The sequence below is a fragment of the Mesorhizobium sp. P3_A2 genome, from assembly GCF_056403115.1.
Genome location: NZ_JBFUGC010000001.1, coordinates 858,411 through 882,257 on the forward strand (window position 1 = coordinate 858,411; position 23,847 = coordinate 882,257).

Genomic DNA, 23,847 nt, shown 5'->3' on the forward strand with positions numbered 1-23,847 from the left:
GCAGCGCGGCGATAGGCGATCTATTACATGTGATCACGCGGGATGCGGGAATTGCGCTCGCGCTCAAACACCTTGCGGCCGGCCTCCAGTGCTTCAACCCGCTCCGTAACCACCCATTCGGTCGCCGTGCAGGAGAGATGCGTGGTGCAATGGCTCTGTGTTCGCCAGCCTTCCCGCTCGGCACAGCACGTCCAGCGGATCTCTGCCGTCAGCGATAGCGGGTTATCGGGCGCTGTCGACCATACCTCCTGCCGGATGTCGCGCGTGCACAAGCCGTTGCCCGGATGGCGGCTAAGACCTGTATCCTCGTGCACCCGGTAGCGCGTCACGCCATTTTGCAGATCGCGTTCAACAGAGCGGCCCGACGATCCGTCCGTCAAGACCTCGTAACGGGGCAGAGGATCGGGATTGGATGGCTGCGGGATTTCGACCCTGCGATGCTCGCCAAGCGGTGGCAGCTCCAATCGCAGCGTGGCAAGATCGATCGTCAGCGTCGCGTCGCAGGGCGGCGGCAGGATCGTCGGCCAATAGGCGCTCGACAAGGACAGACGCAGACGGTGGCCGGGCGCAAAACGGTAGCCGCACGCATCGAGCACCAACTCGATTTCGACCGTCTCGCCCGGCTTCAGAGGCTGTGGTTCGGCATTGCCGCTGCGATGCGCTAGATTGAGCACACCGTAGCTGACGCGCGTCGCCACACCGTCGGGATGGACGTCGACGAGCCTGACGGCGAGGTTGGCGAAGTTGGCATCACTGGAAAGCGACAGTTTTGCGAGCGGCTGGCCAAACACGACGCATTCCTCGGCAAGGACGGCACTGTCGAAGGTGAGCGAGCCAGCATCGTCGACACGCTGGTCGCCGGCCGTTTCGGAATCCGGCCTGCGCGGGAAGAACTCTCCCGCAGCGGTGCCCGTATCCTGAGGAGAGTGCAGGAGAGCTTTCCCTTCAGCATGCGATGAAGTGCTCCGGGCGAGCCTGCCCGAAGCGTCCAAGGTAAAGGCGAGTGTGTCGGGAACGTTCCATCCGTCCATGGCAACCCAATAGCCCGGGTCGGTCTCGCGCCGGCGGCCGGGTCGCGGCCCGTCCAGGATATAAGCACGCAGCCTCGGCGCATGCTCCACCTTGTTGTCTTCTGCGCACAGCCAATGCCGCCACCATGAAATTGCCTCGGCATGAAAATCGACGCGGGGCTTCGGATCAGCAAAATGCGGATATTTGTGAACCCATGGACCGATCAGGCCCCAGGCCATTTCCGGCATCCCGGTGACCGCCTTCAAGGGCGTGTTGCGGTAGCCGTCGGCCCATCCGGCAATCACCAGCGCGGGAACGGAAAAACCGTCAAAGTCCTCGCAGACCGAACCGTGACGCCAGAAGTCGTCGCGGCGTTGGTGGGACAGCCACTCCTCCATGAAGAACGGCTCGCCTTCCAGGCGCTCGAGCCACATGTCGCGCCAGCGTTCTCCGACGAGATCGGGATCGGGGGACCGCGACTGCAACGCGGTCATCGTCGCCGCCCATGACAGTTGCGCCGACAGGTGCGCGCCATTCTTGTAGTGGATGTCGTCATTGTAGCGGTCGACGGTGGACGACAGCGAAATCACGGCCTTGAGAGCAGGTGGTTTGAGAGCCGCGACCTGAAGCGCGTTGAACCCGCCCCAGGAAATTCCCATCATGCCGACATTGCCGTTCGACCAGTCCTGCGCAGCGATCCATTCGATAACCTCGACGGCGTCGGCTAGCTCGCGCGCGGTATATTCGCCATCGATCACGCCGTCGGATTCTCCGCAACCGCGAATGTCGACACGCACGCCCGCGATGCCGGCCGCGGCGAAGACCGGATAGGTGGACTCGTCACGCGCGGCGGTGCCGTTGCGTTTGCGATAAGGCAGGAATTCGAGCACAGCCGGCACCCCGCCAGGACCCGTTTCGGGCATCCAGATGCGCGCGGCGAGCCGGGTGCCGTCTTTCAGGACGATCCACTCATTTTCAATGACACGGACATTCCTGTTCGTCATGCGATCAACCACAAAACCTCCACGCGGTGGCAAGCACACTATCCCGCCGCCGGAAAGGCACGATCATTTCCCGGTTCAAGCCTCCAGCCAGACCCGGCTGGCGATGCGGCCATTGGAAAAGTCATTGCCAATATCGGGAACAAAACCCTTGAGATGGCTCGTGCAGGCGTTGATGAAGTCGTTGAACACCGGCAGTATCAGGCCGCCCTCATCTCGCACCATCAGCGCCATGTCACGGTAGAGTACGCGCCGCTTGGTCTCATCCAGTTCACCGCGCGCCTGAACCACCATCTTGTCGAAGTCGGGCCGCTTGAAGCGGGTGTCGTTCCACTCCGCGTTGGAAACGTAGGACGTGGAATAGCGCGCATCCTGCGTCGGACGACCACCCCAAAAGGAGGTGCAGAACGGCTTGACGTTCCAGACTTCCGACCAGTAGCCGTCACTCGGCTCGCGCTGCACATTGATCTTGATGCCGGCCTTTTCCGCGCTCAATTGGAAAAGCTGGGCCGCATCGACCGCGCCGGGGAACGCCGCCTCCGAGGTGCGCAGCAGAATTGTATCTTGAAGGCCAGACTTCTTGAAGTGGAATGCAGCCTTGTCGGGATCGTAATTGCGCTGCTCTATATCGGCAGGCGCGAGCGCATAGTTGGCGTTGATCGGGTAATCATTGCCAATGGTGCCGAACCCGCCCAGAACCCGATTGAGGATAGCCTCGCGGTCTATCGCATATTTGAGCGCCAGACGCAGATCATTGTTGTCGAAGGGCACGGTGTCGCAATGCATCAGAAAGGAATAGAAACCCTTGCCGGAGGTGCGCAGGATCTCGACGCCCGGAACCTTCTTCAGCAACGGCACGATCTTGGGTTCGACGGTGCTGATGAAATCGACCTGACCGGACCGCAAGGCGCTGGTCCGGGCAGTCAGGTCGTTCATCACGGTAATAAGGACGCCGTCGACGTAGCCCCGGTCCTGGCGCCAGTCGTCGGTGTTCTTTTCGAAAGCGGCGCGAATGCCCGGCTCGAACGCAACCAGCTTGTAGGGGCCGGTGCCGATGGCAGCTGTCGGCTTTTCCACGCCGCCGCCCGGCTGGATCTGAAGATGATAATCGGTAAACATCAGCGGCAAGTCAGCATTGGCCTCCTTCAGCGTCACCACCATGTCGCCCGACCGTTCCTCGATGCGGTCTATCCCGGAGAGCAGGCCGAGTGCGCCCGAGTGCGATTTCTTTCCCGCGTGGCGGCGCAAGGTCTCGACTGCATCGCTAACAGTTAATGCCTTGCCATCGTGGAAACGAACGTCTTTGCGTATCTTGAAGGTCCATTCCTTGGCGTCGGCCGATGGAGACCAGGATTCGGCCAGCGAGGGAACCGCCGCGCCCGTCTTGGGATCGGATTCGACCAGCGTATCGCCCCAGCAATGCGCGATGACAAAATTGACGCTGGCGGACGCCAGGGCCGGGTCCAGCGTATCGGCGGAGGCGCCGCCATCGAGTCCGAGGCGCAACTGTCCGCCGCGCACCGGCGTTTGCGCCGCGGCCGGCGACGGCAGCGAGCCGGCGGCTGCGACAAGGCCCAGAGCAACCCCCGCTTGAAGAAGATCACGGCGTGAGAGACTCGATAACCTGCTGGAAGCGCTCATTGGGTTCCCCTTGGAGTGAAGCCTTGTGGCCGATACTAGGCCGAGCCCGGGTCAGCGCAATTTCGTCGCTTGAAGCGTTTTTAAGCGAGTTTATACTGGCTCCATGAGCAAGCCATGGGCCAATTTCAGCAACAACCTGAGGCTTGCCTGCAGCACCCACAGATCGGTATCCGATCTATGCCGCACCATCGGTATCAACCGGCAGCAGTTCAACCGCTATCTCAATGGAGGAACCCTTCCTTCCGCCCATAATCTCCTGACGATCGCGGCAGCCTTTGGCCTCGAACCAGTCGATTTCGACCTTCCTCCGGGCCTGTTCCGCAGCAAATTGGGCGAGCGGCGCCGACACGCCGACCTTACAGGCCCGCTAGCGGATGCCTTTCCGGGCGACCTGCATGCACTCGAACCCTATCTCGGATTCTACCAGGCGTGGCACACATCGCTGTCCTGGCCTGACCGGATCGTCTGCGCCTGCGCTCACTTGCGCGAAAATGGCGGACAAGTTCTGGTTTCCACGCTTGAGCGCATCGAAGATACCGAAAACGGCATCGTGCAGCGTTCACGGTACGTCGGGCTCGCGGCGTATCGCCACGAGCGCATCTTCCTGACGGAACTGACGCGCGGCGAGGCCCCTACCTTTGGACAGACGATCCTCATGCCGTTCGAAACGTACCAGCGGCGTTACCTGCGGGGCATTACTATGGGCATATCGTGGCGAGCCAACAATCTGCCCTACGCCACCCGCACCGTCTGGCACTATCTGGGGAAACGCGTCAACAAGAGGAGTCTTATATCGCGTTGCGGCATCTATGCGCCCAATTCCGCAATACTACCCCCGGCCGTGCTGTCTTTCCTGACCGAGGCCCAGCCGGTTGCCGCCGCGCCTGTGCAGGCACCAAGACCGGATCGCCGAGCGCCTCCCTGAGCCGCGACAGGGTGCGGCTCATCGCGGAGGTGCTTCGCGCATGGGGGGAACGTTCAGCGCAGAATACGGTATCGGGCGCTCTAAGCTGGACCTGTTAGACCGCTATGGCGATCCCGGGAAGATGAAAGTCATGCGGGCGATCAAGACAGCACTTGATCCTCACGGGATCATGAACCCGGGTAAGGTCGTCGCCAACCGTCCGCGGTTCCTGGACGATACGCTTAAAGAAGGATGCGCGAAGTGAGTACGATCATCTAATGTTCCACTCGCGATCGAGCGGCGGGCAGGCAAGTCACCAGTATTGGCGATCTGCGAGCACGCTTCCTATACAAACCGGCACGACGCGCGAGGGAGTTTCTGAGTTGCGCTGACCCGTGCCGGAACGCTGGTCCTCACCTCGGTGTCTGTCCAGCGCGAAGCTGAGGACAGTTCTCCGTTGGGCGCCCGGCCAGCGTTCGTGCACGTATAAAAAGCCACATACCCAACACGGCTTCGCGACTCGGGCTCGCTCGTACGGGCGGGCCATTTCTCTGTTGGAGACCCCCGTCTGAGCCCTTGACGATCAAAATCCACAAACCCATATCGCTCGCTGGGCGGGCCGCTGTCGGTCCCGGCCCATTAAAAATTCAGTTGTTCGTTCGACTTGGAGGATCCTATGAACGATCGGATATTCGACAGCCCCGATTTCGTGAAGAATGGGAACCGTCTCGTCCAGGAAATCGCTTGTATCAAGGACGCCCTGGAATTTCTCTACGAGTGGCCCAAGAGCAGACGCGGCACCATTTATGAAACCGCGCTGCGCGCCTGCCAGCGAACCTTCGACAGCGACTATCCGCTGACGGCCGCCAGGGAGGCCTTCTGTGGCTTCGCAAAGTCGGCCAATATCCATGAGGAAGTGACCACTGCCTTGCCTTGGATGGTCCGCGGCAATCGCGGCCAAGGTGGCGGAGTGGTCGCTTAAGTTGCCTGAGGGAGGTCGCCATGCTGTCCAGCTCCTTCGAAAAGCCGGTCCGCGTCTGGGTCGGACTGGGCTTTCCCCGTCAACTGAACACTGTCGCCGACGCCTACCAGTTCGCCGTCGATTGGTGCGGCAACAGCCCGGAACAGAAAGCAGCAATTCGCGCTTGCAAGGCCGCGTTGGCGGGTGATGTCGATAGTGAAACGGCAAGAGGCATTTTCGTCGCCTTTGCCCGCAAGAAGGACATCCTTGTGGAGGATGAACCAATGCCTTTCGGGAGCGGCAGAGCTTCACCAAGGCATGTCTGATCGGGGCAGAGGCGGCGTTCTACGCCGCCTCGTCCGCATAGCCTCCTTAAGCGGCACGACCCACCTGACGTCAACGCCGCTCAATACAAATGGCCGGCGGAGCCTGCGATGCCGCGAAACGTGCTGGGCAGCCAACATCAGCCGACACCGAACAGCCTGCTGAGCCACGTCATCTGTTGGCGCTCCTGATAGCCCTGCCCGCCCTCGTGGTTGTTGAATTCGTACTCTGTGATGGTCTTTTCGCCTGCATAGGCATTGAATGCGCCATACACGGTAGAGGGCGGGCAGACTTCGTCCATCAGGGCCACCGAAAACAGCGCCGGCGCCTTGGACCGCCGGGCGAAGTTGACGCAGTCGAAATAGTTGAGCGTTTCAAAGACTGCCGCCTTCTTTTCGCGATGCTGGGCCAGAAAACGAACGATTTCCAAATAGGGATCGCGCACGGCAGTCTGCACAGCGCGCGGAAAGTCGCACAGAAATGGCACGTCGGGCATTACGGCCTTGACGCGCGGGTCGATGCCGCCAACGGCGAGCGAAATACCGCCGCCCTGACTGTCACCGCAAACCGCGATGCGTTCGGGATCGACGAAGTCCAGTCCGAGCAGAGCATCTATCGCCCTCACGGCATCGGTGAACAGGCGCCGGTAATAGTAGTCATTCTTGTCCAGCACGCCACGCGTCATAAAGCCGGGAATTGACGAGGTCGAGCCGACGGGATCGGCGGTCTCACCGACGCTCCAGTCGCTTCCCTGCCCGCGTGTATCCATTCGGAAATAGGCAAAGCCTGACGCCGCCCAATGCAGTTGCTCATGCGCCAAGCCGCGGCCGCCGCCATAGCCGATGTACTGCACGACGAGGGGGAGCCGTCCCTCGTGATGCGTCGGCAAGATCAGCCATCCTTTGATTGGATGACCACCGTATCCCGGAAGGGTGACATCGAAGGACTGGACCGCCGTCAGGGTCGTCTGCGCCTGCACGATGCTGACCTCACCGCCGGCCTGGCGGGCCTCGGCGATGGTCGACGTCCAGAATTGGGCAAAGTCGTCCGGCATGCCGACACTGCTGACATAAGCGCCCAGTTCGGGCTGGATTAGATCCGGGAACGGCATTGTTCCTCCCTATTTTAATTCGAAGCAAAGTCGGCGATTTGATATGGATGGCTCCGCATTCGGATCCGCCCGCGGGTGTGAATCTGCGCGTTACCCGCCAAGAGATTCCGGCATGTCCCCGCCATTCTTCTGCGCACGCCTATCAGTGTGGCGACAGACCCGCACCTCGGGGCGCCGCTGGAAAAATGGGGCGGCGACCGCCCCATCCATATCCCGTTTAGCTGCCCGTCTTGATCTGCGTCCAGAGGCGGGTGAGGACGCGCTGCTCCTTGGATCCGTACGGAGAAATCGTGAAGAGCTTCTTCAGCGTTTCCTGCGGCGGATAAACCGACGGGTTCTTCAACACCGCTTCGTCGATGAACTTCTGCGAGGCGAGATTGCCGTTGGCCGTCTGGACATAGTTGGTTGACTTGGCAATGACTTCCGGCCGCATCAGGTAGTTGATGAAGGCGTGCGCCTCATCGACATGCTTGGCATCGGCGGGGATCGCCAGGTTATCGAACCACATATAGGTGCCTTCCCTGGGGATCAGGTATTCGACGTTGACCCCGTTCTTGGCTTCCTTGGCGCGGTTCTTGGCCTGCAGCACATCGCCCGACCAGCCGATGCTGATGCATTTATCGCCATTCGCCAGATCGTTGATGTAGGAAGAAGAGTTGAAGGTGCGGACGTAGGATCGGATTTTCGTGTAGATGTCACCGCCGGCTTCGAGGTCCTCTTTCTTCTTGCTGTCGCCGTCCTTGCCGAGATAGTTCATGGCAACGGCCACGGTCTCCTCCGGAGCATCGACGATATTGATGCCGCAGTCCTTTAGTTTGGCCGCATTCTCTGGCTTGAAGAGCACGTCCCAGCTGTCGATCTGCACGTCGCCGAGCGCTGCCTTCACCTTGTCGACATTATAGCCGATGCCGGTGGTGCCCCACATATAGTTGACGGCATATTCGTTGCCCGGGTCATACTTGGCCAGGCGAGCCATCACGTTGGGCCACATGTTCTTGAGGTTCGGCAGCTTGGACTTGTCGAGCTTCTGGAACACGCCGGCCTGAATCTGGCGGGCCAGGAACGGTCCGGTCGTGACAACCACGTCATAGCCGGAGCCGCCGGCAAGCAACTTGGTTTCAAGAATTTCGTTCGAATCGAACGTATCGTAGACGACCTTGATGCCGGTCTCCTTGGTGAAATCATCAAGGATGGAACTGTCGATATAATCAGACCAGTTGTAGACGTTGACGACCTTGTCCTGCGCCAACGAGACGCCTGCGGAAAACAGGACGGCCGTCATCGTGACAGCCAGTCCGAGTAGCTCCTTCTTCATGAAGATTCTCCTGTTGTGGCGCCCGCCATTCTGGTGGCAGGCCGTTGCTCCATTCTCGAAGGCAAGGAGAGTGGCGTTGCCCTCCCCTCCCGATTGTCTGCGAGACTGTCACCCGTTCTCCTGCAAAGGCATTGGCGGCCTCATTGGTGCTTTCTCAAGCTGTCATCGAAAGCGTTGACGAAGATGTCGACTTCGTCGCGCGACCAAATCAGCGGGGGGCGTAGCTTGAGCGTGTTGGGCGTGCCTTTCCCGATGAGGATGTTGCGGGCAAGCATGTCGTCGATGAGTCGCTCGGTCAGTGTGATGGCCGGCTCCTTGGTCAGGCGATCCGTCACCAATTCCACGCCAGTCATCATTCCAAGCCCGCGTACGTCGCCGATCGCGGGGTGCTGTTCGGCCAGGCGCCCAAGCTCCTGGCGCAGATACTCGCCGATGGCGGCGCCCCGCTTGATCAGGTCCTCTCGCTCAAGGACATCAAGCACGGCCATGCCGGCCGCGCACGCGACGGTATTGCCGCCGAATGTGCTAAACAACAGCGGGTAGGTGCCATTGAGGAACCGCTTCATCAATTCCGAGCTGAGAATGACGACGCCAAGGGGGTGGCCGTTTCCAACCGGCTTGCCCATTGTTATGAAATCGATGTTTTCGTCCTTGAGCCCGTTTGCCCGGAAACCCCAAAAAGTTCCCATGCGGCCACAACCGGCCTGCACCTCGTCCGCGATGACGAATCCGCCCGTCGCCCGGACCTTTTCCGCCACAAGATTGAAGTAGTTTTCAGGCGCCCGCAGCACCCCGCTCGAACACAGGGCAGTGTCGACCATGAATGCCGCCGGCCTGTGGCCTCTTTCGCGCAAGGCGGCTATCGCCCTGTCGGCGTCGGAAGCATATTTCGCTGCCGCTTGGGGGTCGCGGGAAAAAGGGCCCCTATACATATCCGGGGCCGTCAGGGTCTCAATGCGTTTGGGGTGCTCGTCAGCGGGAAGATGACGCCAGCTTTCATTGGAGAGGGCCGTCGTCAGTTCCGTGCATCCATGGTAAGCTTGGTCAATTATCAGACCCCCGTCCTGCCTGCTGAGCGACATGGCTATCTGCATCGCCAGGTCGTTGGCTTCGCTGCCCGAATTGACGAAGATGCAGGTGTCGAGGTGATCAGGCAAGTCGGCGGTCAGGCGCGCCGCGTACTCGACAGCCACGTCGCACATATAGCGGGTATTGGTGTTCAGCGCGCTGGCCTGACGGTAGATCGCTTTCGCCACGTGCGGATGACAATGACCGATCTGGGGGACGTTGTTGTAGACATCCAGATAGGCGGTGCCATCGGCAGCATACATCCAGGCTCCGCGGGCGCGGGTGATGTGCAATGGCATGTTGTAGAAATGCCATATCGGTCCCAGGTGAGCTTCGCGCTCGTGCCTGAGCACGTCATAGTCAGTTGCGAGGTGCTCGCCATCTTTGCTCATGGCGCCATACACCGGAAACCGGCATGCCTGACGAAGCCGCCGGACCGCCTGCGCACGACCTTGACGGCTCAGCAACTCCATCATCCGAGGGTAGCGGCCGGCGTTGTCGATATGCGGGATGCCGGCTTCATCGGTGGCTTCTCTCGCTTCCACGATGACGGTGGCCATGGCCAGCCGCAGGAGCAGCGCGTCGTAAAGGAGATCGATCTCGTTTTCTTCGAGCGGGTATGTCGAATCGAAACCAGATGTCACGTCGCAAAGGTAGGCGATCGGATCGTCATCGACGTCCGCGAAAGTCTCTGAAGCGGTCACAATGTCCGCGACAATGGAATTGTGGCCCATATCGCCAAAATCGATGATGCCCACCGGCGATGTGCTGTCGTTGGGATCGACCAGGACATTGCCGCCATGCGAATCCTGATGCACGACTTGACGACGCGTCTTCGACAACTGCGGTAGGGTATAGCGCTCGGCGCGCTCGAAGATTTCCTCGCACAACTGCCGAAGCGTGGCGTCGGAGATCTTTGCTATCTGCGGGCGCAAGGCCAGGGCACGTGAAATGTCCCAGAGGTGCGCATTGCTGCCTGCGTAGGGATGAAAAAAATCCCGCAGCGCGTAGGCTAGCCGCCCTACCATCGCTCCTATGTTGAACCGAGTGGCGGCGGAAAAGGCCTCCTCAACCTGCTCCATGATCTTCCCCGGAAGGAAAGTAAGCACACGCACCATGTGCCGGCAGCCGCGCTCGTCCTCGATCCATTCATATGGCGCGCCGGCGAGGGAGGGAACGACGCGAGGCACCGGCAGAGACGGATCGCGCTCGAAGATATGGTTCAGGGCTTTGATCTGCATATCCACGACGCCTTCGGCTTCGCCTATATTCGATATCTTGACGACGACGTCGCGGCCATCGCCGCCCTCGATCCGCCACGATAGATCGCGCTCGGACGCCAGTGGCCTAAAGGTCCCGTCGATCCCATACCGGGTTGCCACGAGGTGCCTTGTCGCTTCCGGCGAAAAATTAGGAAGGTTGCGATGCAGCAGAGCGTCCGTGCTCATTCCATACCTTAAGGCCAAATATCGACACCCGACGCAGCGACCACGTCGCAGTTGCACGTTTGGCAGGGAAGTCCGCAGGTAGCATTTTTGCGCTGCGCATCGCCGGCCGTACGGGAGGCTAGACCTCTATCGACATGGCAAGAATATCATTCAGAGAACCGATACATTGGTTTTTGCAAATGCATCCGGTGTGCCCTGATGATCGCCTCGCGGACATAGGCGACGTTGGCGGCCTGCTCGCCTGTTCGCGTGGCGACCTCGATGTCGGCGGAATAAGCCTCGTCGGCTAGGGGAAGTCGGCGAAGACGCCCCTGCTGTTCGAACACGCGGGCAAAATGTATCGGCAGGACCCCGAGGTAGGCGCCCGACAGGACCATCAGAAGCTGCGCCTCGATATCAAAGGCCACCCGGTTCGCGGCGGCGGTGTCGAAGCGATGACGCCGAATCCCATACCAATATCCTCTCTCTACCCAAGGATGGCCGTAGCATTCCGCACTCGTAATCATCTCGTCATTTCGGCGAAACAAGGGATGCGTCGAAGCGCAAAATACCGCGTGCTCTTCGTGGTAGAGGACCTGGTATTGCACGCTTGCGACCTTGATGTCGGAGCCACCTATCCCAATGTCTATCTCGTTTTCCGCCACGGCCTTCGTTATGTCGTTGGGGCGCATGATCTTGAGATCCATCTCGATTTCCGGCGCAGCTTTGGAAAGCTCGGCAATTGCGTCGGCCAGTCGGAAATTTGGGTCGGTCGCCAGGCAGTCGACAATGCCGACGCCGACCTTTCCCGCCAAAGCGCTTCTGACACGCGAAAGCCGGGCCGAACCGGCGTCCAGCATCCCGGTGATTTCCGTGGTGATTTCGTAAACCCGCCGCCCTTCCTCCGTCAGTGAAAACCCGCGACGCCCCCGTTCGCACAACTTTACGCCGAGCCGCTGTTCAAGCGCCGTCAGATGGTTGGAGATCGTAGGTTGGCTAAGCGACAGTTCCATCTGAGCTGCAGACATGCCGCCGTTGCGGACCACGCTTTCAAAAACGCGAAACAGATGGAGATCGGAGCCCGATATCTTCATGAAAGCAGATTGCACCAAATGTACTGGTTGGCAATTCGGGGCAGACGCGGGTGATGCAGCGTGCAAACGGTCATGTCCCCCGGGAGGCGGCCGACGTTGTGATTACCCTGCTGGCAACAAACGGGTGCCCGTGCCTGCCTTCTTTCCTCGCTCGCCGCCACCAGGGTATTGACGCTGCAACCAAATCCGGATTTTATGATACGTGGATACAAAAATACTTTCCGGGGTGCCAAGTGCCAGCAGCCTTCTCCGTTGAGCCACGCATGTCCGCCACTGCAGAGGAAGAGGCATACAGCCATCTTCAGCGGGCGCTTCGCCTCGGTCGTTACAAACCGGGTGAACGGCTAGTCCCCGAAGAAATTGCTGCCGAGATCGGTATGAGCCGCATGCCTGTGCGGGAAGCCTTTCGGCGCCTGGCTTCCGACGGACTGGTCGTTCTGCGCCCCAATCGGGGATGCGTCGTGGCCGGCCTCACGGTTGATGAGCTTTACGAGATCTTCGAAATACGTTCGGTTTTGGAAGGACTCGCCGTCAGGCTGGCGATGCCACGGATCGATGAGGAGGCGCTCGAAGATTTCGAAAACCTGCTCGATCGCATGGAACGCGCCGGGCAGAGCGGCGGCAGCGACTGGGTGGTACGACATCAGGAATTCCATGGCCGGATCTGTGCGCTCAGCAGGAGGCCCAAGCTCATCCACCAGATCTCGGCGCTACACGTGGTGATAGAGCCATATATGCGGATCTGGTTCGATGACGCCGACAAGCCGCTGTCCGCGCGCGAGGAGCACGCCGCCGTGATCGCGGCTTTGCGCTCCGGCGACGGACGTCATGCCGAAGAGGTTATGCAAGATCATATTCTCGGGACAGCACCCTTGCTGGCCGAGTTTGTGAGTCCGAACCGGTGACGAACGCCGGCCGGGCAGGAATGGCTCGAACCGGCAATCCGGCCGGGCGCAGGAAAAATTCAATCAGCCTATCAAAAAAGGGGAACCAAATGAAAGTCAGTCGTTTGGCCGCCATCGCGGCCGCACTCAGCATGTTCGGCTTCATGCACACCGCGTTGGCCGAGGACGCACCTAAGTCAATAACCATTGCCACCGAGGGCGCCTACGCTCCGTGGAACTTCACCAACGCGGACGGCAAGCTCGACGGACTGGAGATTGAACTCGCCAACAATCTTTGCGAGCGGATGAAGGTCAAATGCACCATCATCGCTCAGGACTGGGACGGACTTATTCCGTCGCTGAAGGTCGGCAAGTTCGATGTGATCATGGCCGGCATGTTCATCACACCGAAGCGGCTCGAAACCATAGACTTCACCCAGCCTTATGCGGTCGATCCGGGTGGATTCGCAGTTGCCAAGGACAGCGAGCTTGGCAAGCTCGGTGTTTCCGCGGAGAAGTTCAATCTGGACGACGAGGCTGCTTCGAAGGCCGAGATCGAGAAATTGAAGCCGCTGTTGAAAGGCAAGGTGGTCGGCGTACAGGCGGCCACGATGATGCTCGATTTCGTCAAGAAATACTTCGGCGACACGGTGGAAATCCGAGAGTACAAGACCACTGAGCAACATGACCTCGACCTCGCCGCCGGCCGCGTCGACGCTCTTTTTGCGCAGCGGACGGCGCTCGCCGCGACACTCTCAAAACCTGAATTCGCCGATTACACCCTCGCCGGACCGGGCTTTGTAGGCGGCATTTTCGGCCGCGGAACCGGCGCGGGGTTGCGCAAGGAAGACACCAAGCTCAAGGAGATGCTGAATGCGGCAATCGACGGGGCTATAGCCGACGGCACCATCAAGCGTATCTCGGAGAAATGGGTGAAAACCGATGTGACGCCGATGAAGTAGGCGCGGGCGAACCTGCCCGGCGCGGCGGAGCGAGCCCTCCGCGTCGAGCAGCGCGCTGAAAGGCTAGGACTTACATGACCAATCTTATTCATATTTTGGGTTTTCAGCAGGGCGGCTGGGGAGCCGCTCTGCTCGCCGCATCCAGTGTTACGCTTGCACTGTCCGTTCTCGGCTTTATCCTCGGCGCCGTCTTCGGCGCCGCGGCGGCGGCCGGTCGGCTCTCGTCCCGCCGCGTCCCCGCTTGGCTCGCCCATGTCTACGGCACGGTATTTCGCGGTGTGCCAGACTTGCTGACGATCTACCTCCTCTACTATGGCGGCAGCATCGCCCTGACGCAGATCGGCACGTTTTTTGGCAGCGCCGGCTTCGTCGGGCTGCCGACCTTTGCCACCGGTGTCCTGGCGATCGGCATCATATCGGGCGCCTATCAGGGAGAAGTCTATCGCGGCGCCTACGAGGCCGTGGATCGCGGCCAGTTCGAGGCCTGCAAGGCGCTCGGCCTGTCCCGATCTCAATCGCTACGCCTCGTCATCGTGCCGCAACTGATGCGCCACGCCCTGCCGGGCCTCGGCAATGTCTGGCAACTGGTGCTCAAGGACTCGGCACTGATCTCCGTCATCGGCCTCGTCGAACTGATGCGCCAGGCGCAGATCGGAGCGGGTTCGACACGAGAACCTTTCATCTTCTATATTGCGGCCGCCGCGCTCTACTTCGTCATCGCCGCCGTGACCGCTTCCGTCTTCCGTTATGGCGAGGCGAGAGCCTGGAGAGGCATGGTCCACGCGTGATCGACTTCGCCTTTTTTCTCGAGATCATTCCCGTCCTGCTTGCTGGCCTGCCGTTGACACTGCTGCTTACAACAGCCTCAATGGTCATCGGCTTTCTTCTGGCGTTGCTGCTCGCGCTCGCCCAACAGGGAAAACGCCGCATCGTGATATGGCCCATCCGTGCCTTCGTTGCAGTCTTTCGCGGAACCCCCCTGCTGGTACAGATCTTCCTCATCTACTATGGTCTCGGCCAGTTTCGGCCGTCGCTCCAGGCGATCGGAATCTGGTGGCTGTTCCGCGAGCCTTACTGGTGCGCCATCGTCGCGCTCAGTCTCAACGAAGCTGCCTATGGAAGCGAGATCCTGCGCGGGGCAATAAAGGCTGTGCCGCGCGGACTGACCGAGGCCGCCGCAGCCTCCGGCATGTCGAAGCTGCTCACGCTACGCCTGATTGTGCTGCCTTTGGCCCTGCGCCAGGCGATCCCGAATTACAGCAACGAGATCATCCTCATGGTCAAGGGCACGTCGCTTGCATCGATCATCACGCTGATGGAGGTCACCGGAATCGCGCAGGGGCTTATTTCGCAGACCTATCGCGCCGTCGAGGTGTTCGTGGCTGCCGGCGCGATCTATCTCGCGCTCAATTTCACAATCATCTCGGCGCTGAACGCACTGGAAACGCGGCTAACGCCCTATCGGGTCCGGGCATGAAACGTGCGTGTGTCATAACGAGAAGAATTGGCGACATGCGCTGCGTCGAGAAGCCGAAGCGACCCGCCGCCGTCTTGCGTTACGCCGTGGCGGCCACGTCGCATCCATCAGACCAAGGGATACAGAGACAGAATGCGTGATTTTCAGTTTCCCGGCCGCTCGCCGGTTCGTGCCACCGAGGCGGTCGCGGCGACATCGCACCCGCTGTCGACGCTTGCGGCGATCGAGATGCTGCGTGCCGGCGGCAATGCTATGGACGCTGCGGTCTGCGCCGCCGCCCTGCAGGGCGTGGTCGAGCCGCAATCGACCGGCATCGGCGGCGATTGTTTTGTCCTCCACTGCCCGAAAGGGCAAGGCAACGTGCTGGCCTTCAACGGTTCGGGCCGCGCGCCGGCGGGTGCGACCGTCGACTGGTATCTGGACAAGGGTTTCAGCGAACTTCCCAAACAGGGGCCGCACGCGGTGACTGTGCCGGGCGCCATCGATGCCTGGTGCAGGCTGCTTCAGGACCATGGCAGCAAGGATCTTGCCGAGGTGCTGGCGCCGGCCATTCATTATGCCGAGAACGGCTATGTCGTGCATGACCGCGTCGCCTTCGACTGGGCGGACCCGGAGATCGACCTTGCCGCAGACGAACATGCCGCGCGCATCTTCCTGCCCGGCGGCAAGGCGCCGAAGGCCGGCGACATCCACCGCCAGCCGGAACTCGCCGCCACCTTGCGGATCATTGCAAAACATGGCCGCGCCGGCTTCTACGAAGGCGCGGTCGCCGACGACATGGTTCGCCGGCTCAAGGAACTGGGCGGGCTGCATTCGCATGAGGATTTCGCGGCGACCAAAGGGGACTATGTAACGCCGGTCAGCACCTCTTATGGCGGCTACGACATCTACCAGATGCCGCCGAACAACCAGGGGCTGACGGCGCTGCTCATGCTGAACGTGCTGTCGGGCTTCAAGCTCGGCGAACTCGACCCCGACGGCGCCGAGCGCCTACATCTGGAGATCGAGGCCGGGCGCCTGGCCTATCGGGACCGCGACCGCTACGTCGGCGACCAGGATCAGGTTCACGTGCCGATAAAACAGCTTCTGTCCGCCGCCTATGCCGACCGGCTGCGCGCCGAGATCGACCCCGAACGTGCCATGACGCATCTGCCGAAGCTGGACCTGCCGGGCAGCGATACGGTCTACATCTCCGTGGTCGACCGCGACCGAAACGCGGTCTCTTTCATCAACTCGACCTATTATTCGTTCGGCAGCGGCGTCGTCGGCCCGAAGACCGGCATCGTGCTGCAAAACCGCGGCTCGAGCTTCCGGCTCGATCCCGCGCATCCCAATGCGATCGCGCCCGGCAAGCGGCCGATGCACACCATCATGCCCGGCATGGCGACGAAAAACGGCCGCGTGGTGATGCCGTTCGGCGTCATGGGCGGCGGCTACCAGCCGTTCGGCCATGTTCATCTTCTAACCAACATGATCGACTTCGGCATGGATCCGCAGCAAGCGCTGGATGCGCCGCGTGTGTTCTACAACGATGACATTGTGGAGGCTGAGCGCAACGTTCCCGATGAGGCGATCGAAGGCCTGCGCAAGCGTGGCCATAGCACCGTCGAACCGCATCAGCCGCTTGGCGGCGGCCAGGCGGTGCTGATCGACTGGGAAAAGGGCACGCTGACCGGCGCCTCCGACCCGCGCAAGGACGGGATGGCGCTAGGATATTGATGGCCGGCTGCATCACATCTGCGTGTCGCGGCTTATTTTGACGGATTGGAACGACAGTCGGTGACCATGACCAGCAAAGCAAATTCGCAAGGACTTTCGCGCCCGCTCGCCGCCGGCGCCGACGACGCGCCGGCGATCCTGGCGCCTGACCGGCCCACCCTAACCCATGGCGGGCTGCGCGACCTGATCGGTGCCACGGCGGCGGCGCTGCATGCGCGCGGCATCGGCCGGGGCGACCGTCTGGCGATCGTGCTGCCGAACGGGCCGGAGATGGCGACGAGCTTCGTCGCCGTGGCGGCAAGCGCCTCGACGGCGCCGCTCAATCCGGCCTACCGGGCCGACGAGCTCGATTTCTACCTGACCGATATCGGCGCCAAGGCGATCCTTGTCGCGGAAAACGAGACCGGGCCGGCGGTGGCGGTGGCCGAGCGCTTGGGCATTGCCGTGCTGCGGCTGGTCGTGCCGGCCGGCGCCCCTGCCGGCAGCTTCGTCATCGAAGGGCCGGCGGTGGGGCCGCAGGCCGCACCCGACTTGGCGCGCGACGACGACATCGCGCTTTTGCTGCACACGTCGGGCACCACGTCGCGCCCCAAGCTGGTGCCGCTCAGCCATGCCAACATCGCGGCCTCGGCAGCCCATATCGGCGCGACGCTCGGCCTGAGCGCCGACGACCGCTGCCTCAACATCATGCCGCTGTTCCACATCCATGGCCTGATCGCGGCGGTGCTGTCATCGCTGGCAGCGGGTGGCAGCATCTACTGCACGCCGGGTTTCAACGCGCTGCGCTTCTTCCAGTGGCTGGGCGATGCCAAGCCAAGCTGGTACACGGCGGTGCCGACCATGCACCAGGCGATCCTGCCGCGGGCGGCGCGCAATGCGGAAGTGCTGGCGGCGGCACGCCTGCGTTTCATCCGCTCGTCCTCGGCATCGCTGCCGGCGCAAGTGATGGCGGAACTGGAAGCGACCTTCGGCTGCCCGGTGATCGAATCCTATGGGATGACCGAGGCCGCCCACCAGATGGCATCGAACCGGCTGCCGCCGGGCCTGCGCAAGCCGGGCAGCGTCGGCGCCGGCGCCGGACCGGAGGTCGCGGTGATGGCGCCGGACGGGCGGCTGATGGAAACCGGAGAGACCGGCGAGATCGTCATTCGCGGACCCAATGTCACCGCAGGCTATGAGAATAACCCGGATGCCAATGCCACGGCCTTCGCGCATGGCTGGTTCCACACCGGCGACCAGGGCGTGCTCGATGAGGACGGCTATCTCCGCGTCACCGGCCGGCTCAAGGAGATCATCAACCGCGGCGGCGAAAAGATCTCGCCGCTCGAGGTCGACGACGTGCTGATGGACCATCCTGCGGTGGCGCAGGTCGTCACCTTCGCGATGCCGCATGACAAGCTCGGCGAGGAGGTGGCGGCGGCCGTGGTGCTGCGCGAAGGCATGATCGCCACCGAGAGCGACATCCGCGGCCATGCCGCGACGCGGCTCGCCGACTTCAAGGTGCCGCGCAAGATCCTGATCCTGGACGAGATCCCCAAGGGCGCGACCGGCAAGCTGCAGCGCATCGGGCTCGCCGCCAAACTCGGGCTTTGACGATGAAGATCACCATTTTCGGCGCCGGCGCGATCGGCGGCTATCTCGCCGCCAAGCTGGCGATCGCTGGCCGCACCGAGCTTTCGATCGTCGCGCGCGGCGCGCACCTGGAAGCGATCCAGGCAAACGGCCTGCGCCTGATCGAGGACGGCGAGGAATCGATGGCGCCCGTCCGGGCCGCCGCCAAGGCCGAGGAACTTGGCGTCCAGGATTATGTGGTGCTGGCGCTGAAGGCCCATTCGCTGACCCCGGCGCTCGACCAGATCGAACCGCTGCTGGGACCGGACACCGCGGTCGTCACCATGCAGAACGGCGTGCCCTGGTGGTACTTTCACGGACTGAGCGGACCGCTCGAAGGCGCCAGGCTCGACAGTGTCGACCCGGGCGGCGCGATCTGGCAGCGGATCGGGCCGCAGCGCGTCATCGGCTCGGTGGTCTATCCCGCCGTCGAGGTCGACGCACCGGGCCTCATCCGCCATGTCGAGGGCAGACGCTTCTCGCTCGGTGAACCTTCCGGCGAGAAGAGCGAGCGCGTCACGCGGCTCGCCGAGGAAATGGTCAAGGCCGGCCTGCAGGCGCCGGTGCGCGACGACATCCGCAGCGAAATCTGGGTGAAGCTGTGGGGCAACCTGTCCTTCAACCCGATTTCGGCGCTGACCGGCTCGACGCTTGCCGCAATCGTCGCCGACGACGGCACCCGCGCGCTCGCCCGCACCATGATGCTGGAAGCGCAGGCGATCGGCGAAAGCCTGGGCGTGCGCTTTCCCATCGCGGTCGACCGACGCATCAAGGGCGCCGGCGACGTCGGCGAGCACAAGACCTCGATGCTGCAGGACCTGGAGCGCGGCCGGACGATGGAAATCGACGCGCTGGTCAGCGCCGTGCAGGAACTCGGCCGCCTGACGGACCGGCCGACACCGGCGATCGACGCGGTGTCGGCGCTGGTGAAGCGGCTGGCGGTGGAGCGCGGGTGTTACTCCTGAAACGGCACCCGCCGTCTCATCAACCCGAACGGCGCATTCCTTCTATTGCACAGGGTGCCCACCCTAGTGACCAAGCCCCGCCTGAAGGCAATTCAGTTACAAACCAATCCCGGATCTCAATAGTTGGCCCGCACACGTGCCGCGCTTTTGTCGGCGAAGGCGGCGAGTCGAGACCGCGCCTCGGGCTGGGTGTTCACCACACCCGCAACGACAGCCTCGGCATAAGCGGCATCCAGAGCAGACATATTTTGCATGTGGCTCACAGCGGAGCAAATTGCGAAGTTAGACAGCGGCAGGTTCTGCGCCGCCTTGTGAGCGAGCTCCAGGGCCTTCTCGAAGCTTGAGCCTTCGACAATGTACTGCGCGAGCCCCAGATCGACCGCTTCTTGCCCCTGATACACCCGGCCCGTCAGCATCATGTCGATCATGCGCGACTTGCCCACCAGATCGGTGACGCGGATAGTGGCGCCGCCGCCGGTGAAAAGTCCGCGTTGGCCTTCAGGCAGCGCAAAATAAGTCGTCTTGTCCATCACCCGGATATGGGCCGCGCTGGCCAGTTCCAGCCCACCGCCCACAACCGCGCCGTTCAGGGCCGCGATAATCGGCACGCCGCCATATTCCATCTTGTTGAAGGCCTCGTGCCAGCGCAGGCAAATATGCATGAAATCCGCTGGGCTGCGGTCAGCTTGATGATGTTCAATCAAGTCAAGTCCGGCGCAGAAATGGTCCCCCGACCCGGCCAACACGATCGCGCGCACGCCCGCGCGAGGAGCGGTGGAAAAAAAGTCGACCAGTTCTTCGATCGTATTTGCATCCAGCGCATTGCGTTTGGTGGGACGGTTCAGGGTTACGACCCAAACCCCCTCGTCATGAGCCTCGACGGCAAGGTTCTCGTATCGGGTCATGTCGATTTGGATGGCCATGTTGCGGTCCTGTTCGCGAGGTGAAGATGGGTGATGGTTCGACTCAGAATCCGATGTCCAACAGGCTTGCGGCGCCGTCCATGACGCGGGCTCGCTGAAGGTCGGCCTCATTGAGAATGTGTTGCGCGTAGAACCGGGCCGTGGCGATTTTGCCCGCCATGAAACTCGGGATCTCCACCGTCCTTCAGTCCCGCTTCGGCGACAAGGACCGAGCGTGCCAGTTGCCAGCCCGCGACAAGATTGCCAGCCAGCATCAGGTAGGGCACGGCGCCTGCATAAGCGGCGTTTAGATCCGTTGGCCTGACAGCAACCAGATGGGCCACGACGGACTCGAATGCTTCGCGCGCGCAAGATAGCTGCGCTGCGATCTCTTGCGCCGCGGGCGAGCCTTGCCGAAGGGCATTTTCTGTTTGAGCTATCATTGCAGCGATACGTCTCGCCGTTGTTCCACCGTCTCGAAGCGTCTTGCGGCCTAGCAGATCATTGGCCTGGATGGCTGTTGTGCCCTCGTAGATCGGCAAGATTCGTGCGTCGCGGTAGTGCTGGGCAACGCCGGTTTCTTCGATAAACCCCATGCCACCATAAATCTGCACCCCGGTTGAAGCTGTCTGTAGGCTCATCTCCGTGCAGAAGCCCTTGACCAGCGGCACAAGAAATTCCGCTATCGCCAAGGCCTCTGCTCTCAGTTCCGGCGTCGCCGCTAACTGTGCACGGTCCTGCCATCCGGCGGCCGAGGCGGCAAGGGCCCGGCACGCTTCGGTCGTGGCCCGCATATGCGCCAGCATGCGGCGGACATCCGGGTGACGGATAATGGGAACTGGCTCGAATGCGCAACCATCGACTGGGCGGCCCTGGATACGGGTCTTTGCATAGGCCAGAGCCATCTGATAGACACGCTCGCCTATCGCAACCCCTTGAACGCCTACGGCGAAGCGGGCCGCGTTCATCATCGCGAACATGATTTCCAGCCCGGCGTTTTCGCGGCCAATCAGAAAGCCGGTGGCGCCTTCGAATTCCAGCATGCACGTCGGGCTCGCCCTGACGCCGAGCTTGTGTTCGATGCTTTGGCAGCGGAGCGAATTTTGCGCGCCGGGTTCGCCACTTTCGCCCACCAGAAGTTTCGGCACGAGAAATAGGCTGATGCCCTTGACGCCGTCGGGCGCGCCAGGCGTTCGAGCAAGGACGAGGTGGATGATATTCTCGGCCAGATCATGCTCGCCATAGGTGATGAAGATTTTTGTTCCGGAGATCTGATAGGTGCCATTCGCCTGGCGTTCGGCCCTTGTCCTTATCAAGGCCAGATCGCTGCCCGCCTGCGGCTCGGTCAGATTCATCGTGCCGGTCCATCTGCCGGAAACCAGCTTGTGCAGATAGGTCTGTTGGATTTCATGCGACCCGAAACGGAGAAGCGCCTCGATCGCGCCATCGGTCAACAGGGGGGGCATAGCGCGAAACTCATATTGGCCGCGTTGATGATTTCGGTAGCGGCAGCGGCGACAGCGCGGGGCATATCATGCCCGCCGAATTCCGACGGGTGACGCAGCCCTTGCCAGCCCATGTCCACAAACTTGGCATAGGCCTCACGGAAGCCGGGCGGCGTTTGGACACGACCTCTGTCATAATGCGAGCCGATGCGGTCGCCCACTGCATTGAGCGGCTCGATTTCCTCAGCACAAAAGCGGCCGAACTCTTCGAGGACGGCTGAGGCCGTCTCGAGATCATTCACCGCATCGCCCGACCATGGCGCGATGTGGGCGATATTGAACATCAGGTCCTTGACCGGTGCTTCAAAAGTCATGCCTGAGGCCCCAGGTCACGGGCTGCCGCCCGCAGAATGAACTTCTGAATCTTGCCTGTCGCGGTTTTTGGCAAAGGGCCGAACACCACGGTTTTCGGTGATTTGAAATGCGCGATATGGGCACGACAAAAGGCAATGATTTCCGCCTCGGTCACGCTCGCGCCCTCGCGTAGTTCAACAAAGGCGCATGGGCTTTCGCCCCATTTCGGATGCGGACGGGCCACCACAGCCGCAACGCTGATCGCGGGATGTCGGTATAGAACGGACTCGACCTCGACCGACGAGATGTTTTCCCCACCAGAGATGATCACATCCTTCAGCCGGTCCCGGATTTGAATATAACCGTCTGGATGCACCACCGCGGCATCGCCGGACCAGAACCAGCCAGACTCGAAGGCCGCCGCGGTGGCGGTCGCGTCCTTGTAATATCCCTTCATCACCGTATTGCCGCGAATGGCGATCTCACCCTGCGTCAGTCCATCGCGCGGCACATCCGCGCCCGTTTCTCTGTCGACCACGCGGATGTCTTCGACCATCGGTAAGGCGACGCCCTGCATCGCCTGTTTTTCAGCTCTTGCAGAAACAGACAGGGCTTCCCATTCGTCCTGCCAAAGACATTGGGAAATATGACCGTAGGTTTCGGTCAGTCCATACACCTGCATCACATCCAGACCCATTTGCGCGGCCTTTTCCAGAACTGCGGGCGGAGGCGGTGCACCCGCGGTCATGACCCTGATCTGGGGATTGAAGGGCTGCGCGGAAGCATCTCGGCTGTCGCATAGCATCTGCAGCACGATGGGGGCGGCTCCCATATGGGTGACGCGGTGCGCCGCCATGGCTTCCAGCAATTTGCCAGGCGAGGCATCGCGGGTAAAAACCATGTTGGCTCCGACGATCGCCATCGACCAAGGATGCGTCCAGCCGTTGCAGTGAAACATGGGCACGACTGACAGGTAGGTCGGATGCTGCGGCAAGGCCCATGCGGCAATCGTCCCCATCGCCATCAGATAGGCGCCGCGGTGATGATAAATCACGCCCTTCGGCCGCCCCGAAGTGCCCGAAGTATAGTTCAGCGCCAGCGCCTGCCACTCATCCTTGGGCAACTCCCATACCATGGGAGGATGAGCCGCCAGATCCTCATAGCTGCGTTCGCCGAACCCAGCAGAAGCCTGTGCCTGCGCATCGACAATATCAACCACAGGGAGCGTGTTGCCATTCAATCGAAAGGCTTCACGCAGCAGGGGCGCGAAGGCTGTATCGGCAATCACCAGCGTCGAGTCCGAATGCGCCAGGATATAGGCGACGGTTTCCGGCTCCAGGCGGGTGTTGATCGTGTTCAAAACAGCCCCCAACAAGGGTACGGCATAGTGCAGTTCGAAGAGTTCAGGAATGTTTGGCGACAGCACCGAAAGCGTGTCCCCCGGCCCCACGCCCAAAGCCGCCAGCCCCGCCGCCACCGAACGGCAGCGAGCGCCAGTCTGTGCCCATGTGCGCCTTATGTCGCCATAAGTCACCGCAGTGCGCCCGGAGTAGACCAACTCGGCCCTTTTCAGGAATGACAGTGGAGACAGGGCCACGTAATTGGCGTCATCGCGGCGGGCGGCGTCGTAGTGCTGTCTCATGCTCTGATCCTATGGCCAAGGTCCCGGCG

General features: G+C 61.6%; 21 protein-coding genes and 1 pseudogene. 11 read left to right on the forward strand and 11 right to left on the reverse strand.

Features of this window, described 5'->3' with window-relative positions:
- Positions 1 to 23: 23 nt before the first annotated feature.
- Positions 24 to 2,015 carry a CocE/NonD family hydrolase gene (locus tag AC1DXM_RS04050; RefSeq protein ID WP_477231862.1) on the reverse strand — a complete coding sequence of 664 codons (1,992 nt, stop codon included), beginning with the start codon at positions 2,013 to 2,015 and terminating at the stop codon, positions 24 to 26.
- A 75-nt stretch (positions 2,016 to 2,090) separates the two neighbouring features.
- Positions 2,091 to 3,653 carry an ABC transporter substrate-binding protein gene (locus AC1DXM_RS04055; protein WP_477231863.1) on the reverse strand — a complete coding sequence of 521 codons (1,563 nt, stop codon included), beginning with the start codon at positions 3,651 to 3,653 and terminating at the stop codon, positions 2,091 to 2,093.
- 103 nt (positions 3,654 to 3,756) lie between these two features.
- On the opposite strand from AC1DXM_RS04055, the gene AC1DXM_RS04060 reads away from it, so the two are divergent.
- The 4 genes and pseudogenes from AC1DXM_RS04060 to AC1DXM_RS04075 all read left to right on the forward strand — a co-directional run bounded on the left by AC1DXM_RS04060 (position 3,757) and on the right by AC1DXM_RS04075 (position 5,844).
- On the forward strand, positions 3,757 to 4,578 hold the full coding sequence (locus AC1DXM_RS04060; protein ID WP_477231864.1) for a helix-turn-helix domain-containing protein: 822 nt from the start codon (positions 3,757 to 3,759) through the stop codon (positions 4,576 to 4,578).
- A gap of 31 nt (positions 4,579 to 4,609) precedes the next feature.
- Positions 4,610 to 4,822 (forward strand): annotated as a pseudogene (locus AC1DXM_RS04065) (FAD-binding oxidoreductase); the annotation flags it as partial.
- 411 nt (positions 4,823 to 5,233) lie between these two features.
- Positions 5,234 to 5,539 (forward strand): DUF982 domain-containing protein, encoded by a 306-nt coding sequence (locus AC1DXM_RS04070; protein ID WP_477231865.1) that lies wholly within the window; start codon positions 5,234 to 5,236, stop codon positions 5,537 to 5,539.
- 20 nt (positions 5,540 to 5,559) lie between these two features.
- Positions 5,560 to 5,844: a DUF982 domain-containing protein gene (locus AC1DXM_RS04075; protein WP_010914487.1), complete on the forward strand. Its 285-nt coding sequence runs from the start codon at positions 5,560 to 5,562 to the stop codon at positions 5,842 to 5,844.
- Between the two features lie 137 nt (positions 5,845 to 5,981).
- Here the strand turns inward: AC1DXM_RS04075 and AC1DXM_RS04080 are convergent, their stop codons facing one another.
- From AC1DXM_RS04080 to AC1DXM_RS04095, 4 genes are all read right to left on the reverse strand, one after another.
- A complete protein-coding gene (locus AC1DXM_RS04080; RefSeq protein WP_477231866.1) occupies positions 5,982 to 6,953 on the reverse strand; it encodes an acetylxylan esterase in 972 nt (323 codons plus the stop codon).
- 217 nt (positions 6,954 to 7,170) lie between these two features.
- On the reverse strand, positions 7,171 to 8,268 hold the full coding sequence (locus tag AC1DXM_RS04085; RefSeq protein ID WP_477231867.1) for a polyamine ABC transporter substrate-binding protein: 1,098 nt from the start codon (positions 8,266 to 8,268) through the stop codon (positions 7,171 to 7,173).
- Positions 8,269 to 8,408: 140 nt separating this feature from the next.
- The gene (locus tag AC1DXM_RS04090; RefSeq protein ID WP_477231868.1) at positions 8,409 to 10,784 is read right to left on the reverse strand and encodes an aminotransferase class III-fold pyridoxal phosphate-dependent enzyme; all 2,376 of its coding nucleotides are present in this window, start codon (positions 10,782 to 10,784) and stop codon (positions 8,409 to 8,411) included.
- A gap of 146 nt (positions 10,785 to 10,930) precedes the next feature.
- Positions 10,931 to 11,857: a LysR family transcriptional regulator gene (locus AC1DXM_RS04095; RefSeq protein ID WP_477231869.1), complete on the reverse strand. Its 927-nt coding sequence runs from the start codon at positions 11,855 to 11,857 to the stop codon at positions 10,931 to 10,933.
- A gap of 263 nt (positions 11,858 to 12,120) precedes the next feature.
- On the opposite strand from AC1DXM_RS04095, the gene AC1DXM_RS04100 reads away from it, so the two are divergent.
- The 7 genes from AC1DXM_RS04100 (at position 12,121) to AC1DXM_RS04130 (ending at position 19,475) form a co-directional block, all read left to right on the forward strand.
- On the forward strand, positions 12,121 to 12,762 hold the full coding sequence (locus AC1DXM_RS04100; RefSeq protein ID WP_477231870.1) for a GntR family transcriptional regulator: 642 nt from the start codon (positions 12,121 to 12,123) through the stop codon (positions 12,760 to 12,762).
- Positions 12,763 to 12,851: 89 nt separating this feature from the next.
- Positions 12,852 to 13,703: a transporter substrate-binding domain-containing protein gene (locus tag AC1DXM_RS04105; RefSeq protein ID WP_477231974.1), complete on the forward strand. Its 852-nt coding sequence runs from the start codon at positions 12,852 to 12,854 to the stop codon at positions 13,701 to 13,703.
- A 74-nt stretch (positions 13,704 to 13,777) separates the two neighbouring features.
- A complete protein-coding gene (locus AC1DXM_RS04110; protein WP_477231871.1) occupies positions 13,778 to 14,491 on the forward strand; it encodes an ABC transporter permease in 714 nt (237 codons plus the stop codon).
- On the forward strand, positions 14,488 to 15,180 hold the full coding sequence (locus AC1DXM_RS04115; protein WP_477231872.1) for an ABC transporter permease: 693 nt from the start codon (positions 14,488 to 14,490) through the stop codon (positions 15,178 to 15,180). Before AC1DXM_RS04110 ends, AC1DXM_RS04115 begins: the two co-directional genes overlap by 4 nt.
- 132 nt (positions 15,181 to 15,312) lie before the next feature.
- Positions 15,313 to 16,899: a gamma-glutamyltransferase gene (ggt, locus tag AC1DXM_RS04120; protein ID WP_477231873.1), complete on the forward strand. Its 1,587-nt coding sequence runs from the start codon at positions 15,313 to 15,315 to the stop codon at positions 16,897 to 16,899.
- 66 nt (positions 16,900 to 16,965) lie between these two features.
- A complete protein-coding gene (locus tag AC1DXM_RS04125; RefSeq protein ID WP_477231874.1) occupies positions 16,966 to 18,492 on the forward strand; it encodes an acyl--CoA ligase in 1,527 nt (508 codons plus the stop codon).
- 2 nt (positions 18,493 to 18,494) lie between these two features.
- Positions 18,495 to 19,475 (forward strand): 2-dehydropantoate 2-reductase, encoded by a 981-nt coding sequence (locus tag AC1DXM_RS04130; RefSeq protein ID WP_477231875.1) that lies wholly within the window; start codon positions 18,495 to 18,497, stop codon positions 19,473 to 19,475.
- 116 nt (positions 19,476 to 19,591) lie between these two features.
- On the opposite strand, the gene AC1DXM_RS04135 is transcribed toward AC1DXM_RS04130, so the two are convergent.
- The 5 genes from AC1DXM_RS04135 to AC1DXM_RS04155 are packed head-to-tail and all read right to left on the reverse strand — an operon-like array spanning position 19,592 to position 23,818.
- Entirely contained in the window at positions 19,592 to 20,398 is an 807-nt protein-coding gene (locus AC1DXM_RS04135) for a crotonase/enoyl-CoA hydratase family protein (RefSeq protein ID WP_210325357.1), read from the reverse strand.
- A 43-nt stretch (positions 20,399 to 20,441) separates the two neighbouring features.
- Complete coding sequence (locus tag AC1DXM_RS04140) at positions 20,442 to 20,558, reverse strand: acyl-CoA dehydrogenase C-terminal domain-containing protein (RefSeq protein WP_477231876.1); 117 nt, start codon at positions 20,556 to 20,558, stop codon at positions 20,442 to 20,444.
- Positions 20,506 to 21,831, reverse strand: a complete 1,326-nt coding sequence (locus AC1DXM_RS04145; RefSeq protein WP_477231877.1) for an acyl-CoA dehydrogenase — start codon at positions 21,829 to 21,831, stop codon at positions 20,506 to 20,508. The genes AC1DXM_RS04140 and AC1DXM_RS04145 overlap by 53 nt, the downstream gene beginning before the upstream one ends.
- Positions 21,828 to 22,196: an acyl-CoA dehydrogenase family protein gene (locus AC1DXM_RS04150; protein ID WP_477231878.1), complete on the reverse strand. Its 369-nt coding sequence runs from the start codon at positions 22,194 to 22,196 to the stop codon at positions 21,828 to 21,830. The genes AC1DXM_RS04145 and AC1DXM_RS04150 overlap by 4 nt, the downstream gene beginning before the upstream one ends.
- Complete coding sequence (locus AC1DXM_RS04155; protein ID WP_477231879.1) at positions 22,193 to 23,818, reverse strand: acyl-CoA synthetase; 1,626 nt, start codon at positions 23,816 to 23,818, stop codon at positions 22,193 to 22,195. Before AC1DXM_RS04155 ends, AC1DXM_RS04150 begins: the two co-directional genes overlap by 4 nt.
- Positions 23,819 to 23,847: the final 29 nt, after the last annotated feature.

Bases quoted from the DNA above. Each gene is read 5' to 3' on its own strand.
- AC1DXM_RS04050 (WP_477231862.1), bottom strand. From the start codon at position 2,015: ATGACGAACAGGAATGTCCGTGTCATTGAAAATGAGTGGATCGTCCTG.
- AC1DXM_RS04055 (WP_477231863.1), bottom strand. From the start codon at position 3,653: ATGAGCGCTTCCAGCAGGTTATCGAGTCTCTCACGCCGTGATCTTCTT.
- AC1DXM_RS04060 (WP_477231864.1), top strand. From the start codon at position 3,757: ATGAGCAAGCCATGGGCCAATTTCAGCAACAACCTGAGGCTTGCCTGC.
- AC1DXM_RS04070 (WP_477231865.1), top strand. From the start codon at position 5,234: ATGAACGATCGGATATTCGACAGCCCCGATTTCGTGAAGAATGGGAAC.
- AC1DXM_RS04075 (WP_010914487.1), top strand. From the start codon at position 5,560: ATGCTGTCCAGCTCCTTCGAAAAGCCGGTCCGCGTCTGGGTCGGACTG.
- AC1DXM_RS04080 (WP_477231866.1), bottom strand. From the start codon at position 6,953: ATGCCGTTCCCGGATCTAATCCAGCCCGAACTGGGCGCTTATGTCAGC.
- AC1DXM_RS04085 (WP_477231867.1), bottom strand. From the start codon at position 8,268: ATGAAGAAGGAGCTACTCGGACTGGCTGTCACGATGACGGCCGTCCTG.
- AC1DXM_RS04090 (WP_477231868.1), bottom strand. From the start codon at position 10,784: ATGAGCACGGACGCTCTGCTGCATCGCAACCTTCCTAATTTTTCGCCG.
- AC1DXM_RS04095 (WP_477231869.1), bottom strand. From the start codon at position 11,857: ATGAAGATATCGGGCTCCGATCTCCATCTGTTTCGCGTTTTTGAAAGC.
- AC1DXM_RS04100 (WP_477231870.1), top strand. From the start codon at position 12,121: ATGTCCGCCACTGCAGAGGAAGAGGCATACAGCCATCTTCAGCGGGCG.
- AC1DXM_RS04105 (WP_477231974.1), top strand. From the start codon at position 12,852: ATGAAAGTCAGTCGTTTGGCCGCCATCGCGGCCGCACTCAGCATGTTC.
- AC1DXM_RS04110 (WP_477231871.1), top strand. From the start codon at position 13,778: ATGACCAATCTTATTCATATTTTGGGTTTTCAGCAGGGCGGCTGGGGA.
- ggt (WP_477231873.1), top strand. From the start codon at position 15,313: ATGCGTGATTTTCAGTTTCCCGGCCGCTCGCCGGTTCGTGCCACCGAG.
- AC1DXM_RS04125 (WP_477231874.1), top strand. From the start codon at position 16,966: ATGACCAGCAAAGCAAATTCGCAAGGACTTTCGCGCCCGCTCGCCGCC.
- AC1DXM_RS04130 (WP_477231875.1), top strand. From the start codon at position 18,495: ATGAAGATCACCATTTTCGGCGCCGGCGCGATCGGCGGCTATCTCGCC.
- AC1DXM_RS04135 (WP_210325357.1), bottom strand. From the start codon at position 20,398: ATGGCCATCCAAATCGACATGACCCGATACGAGAACCTTGCCGTCGAG.
- AC1DXM_RS04140 (WP_477231876.1), bottom strand. From the start codon at position 20,558: ATGGCGGGCAAAATCGCCACGGCCCGGTTCTACGCGCAACACATTCTC.
- AC1DXM_RS04150 (WP_477231878.1), bottom strand. From the start codon at position 22,196: ATGACTTTTGAAGCACCGGTCAAGGACCTGATGTTCAATATCGCCCAC.
- AC1DXM_RS04155 (WP_477231879.1), bottom strand. From the start codon at position 23,818: ATGAGACAGCACTACGACGCCGCCCGCCGCGATGACGCCAATTACGTG.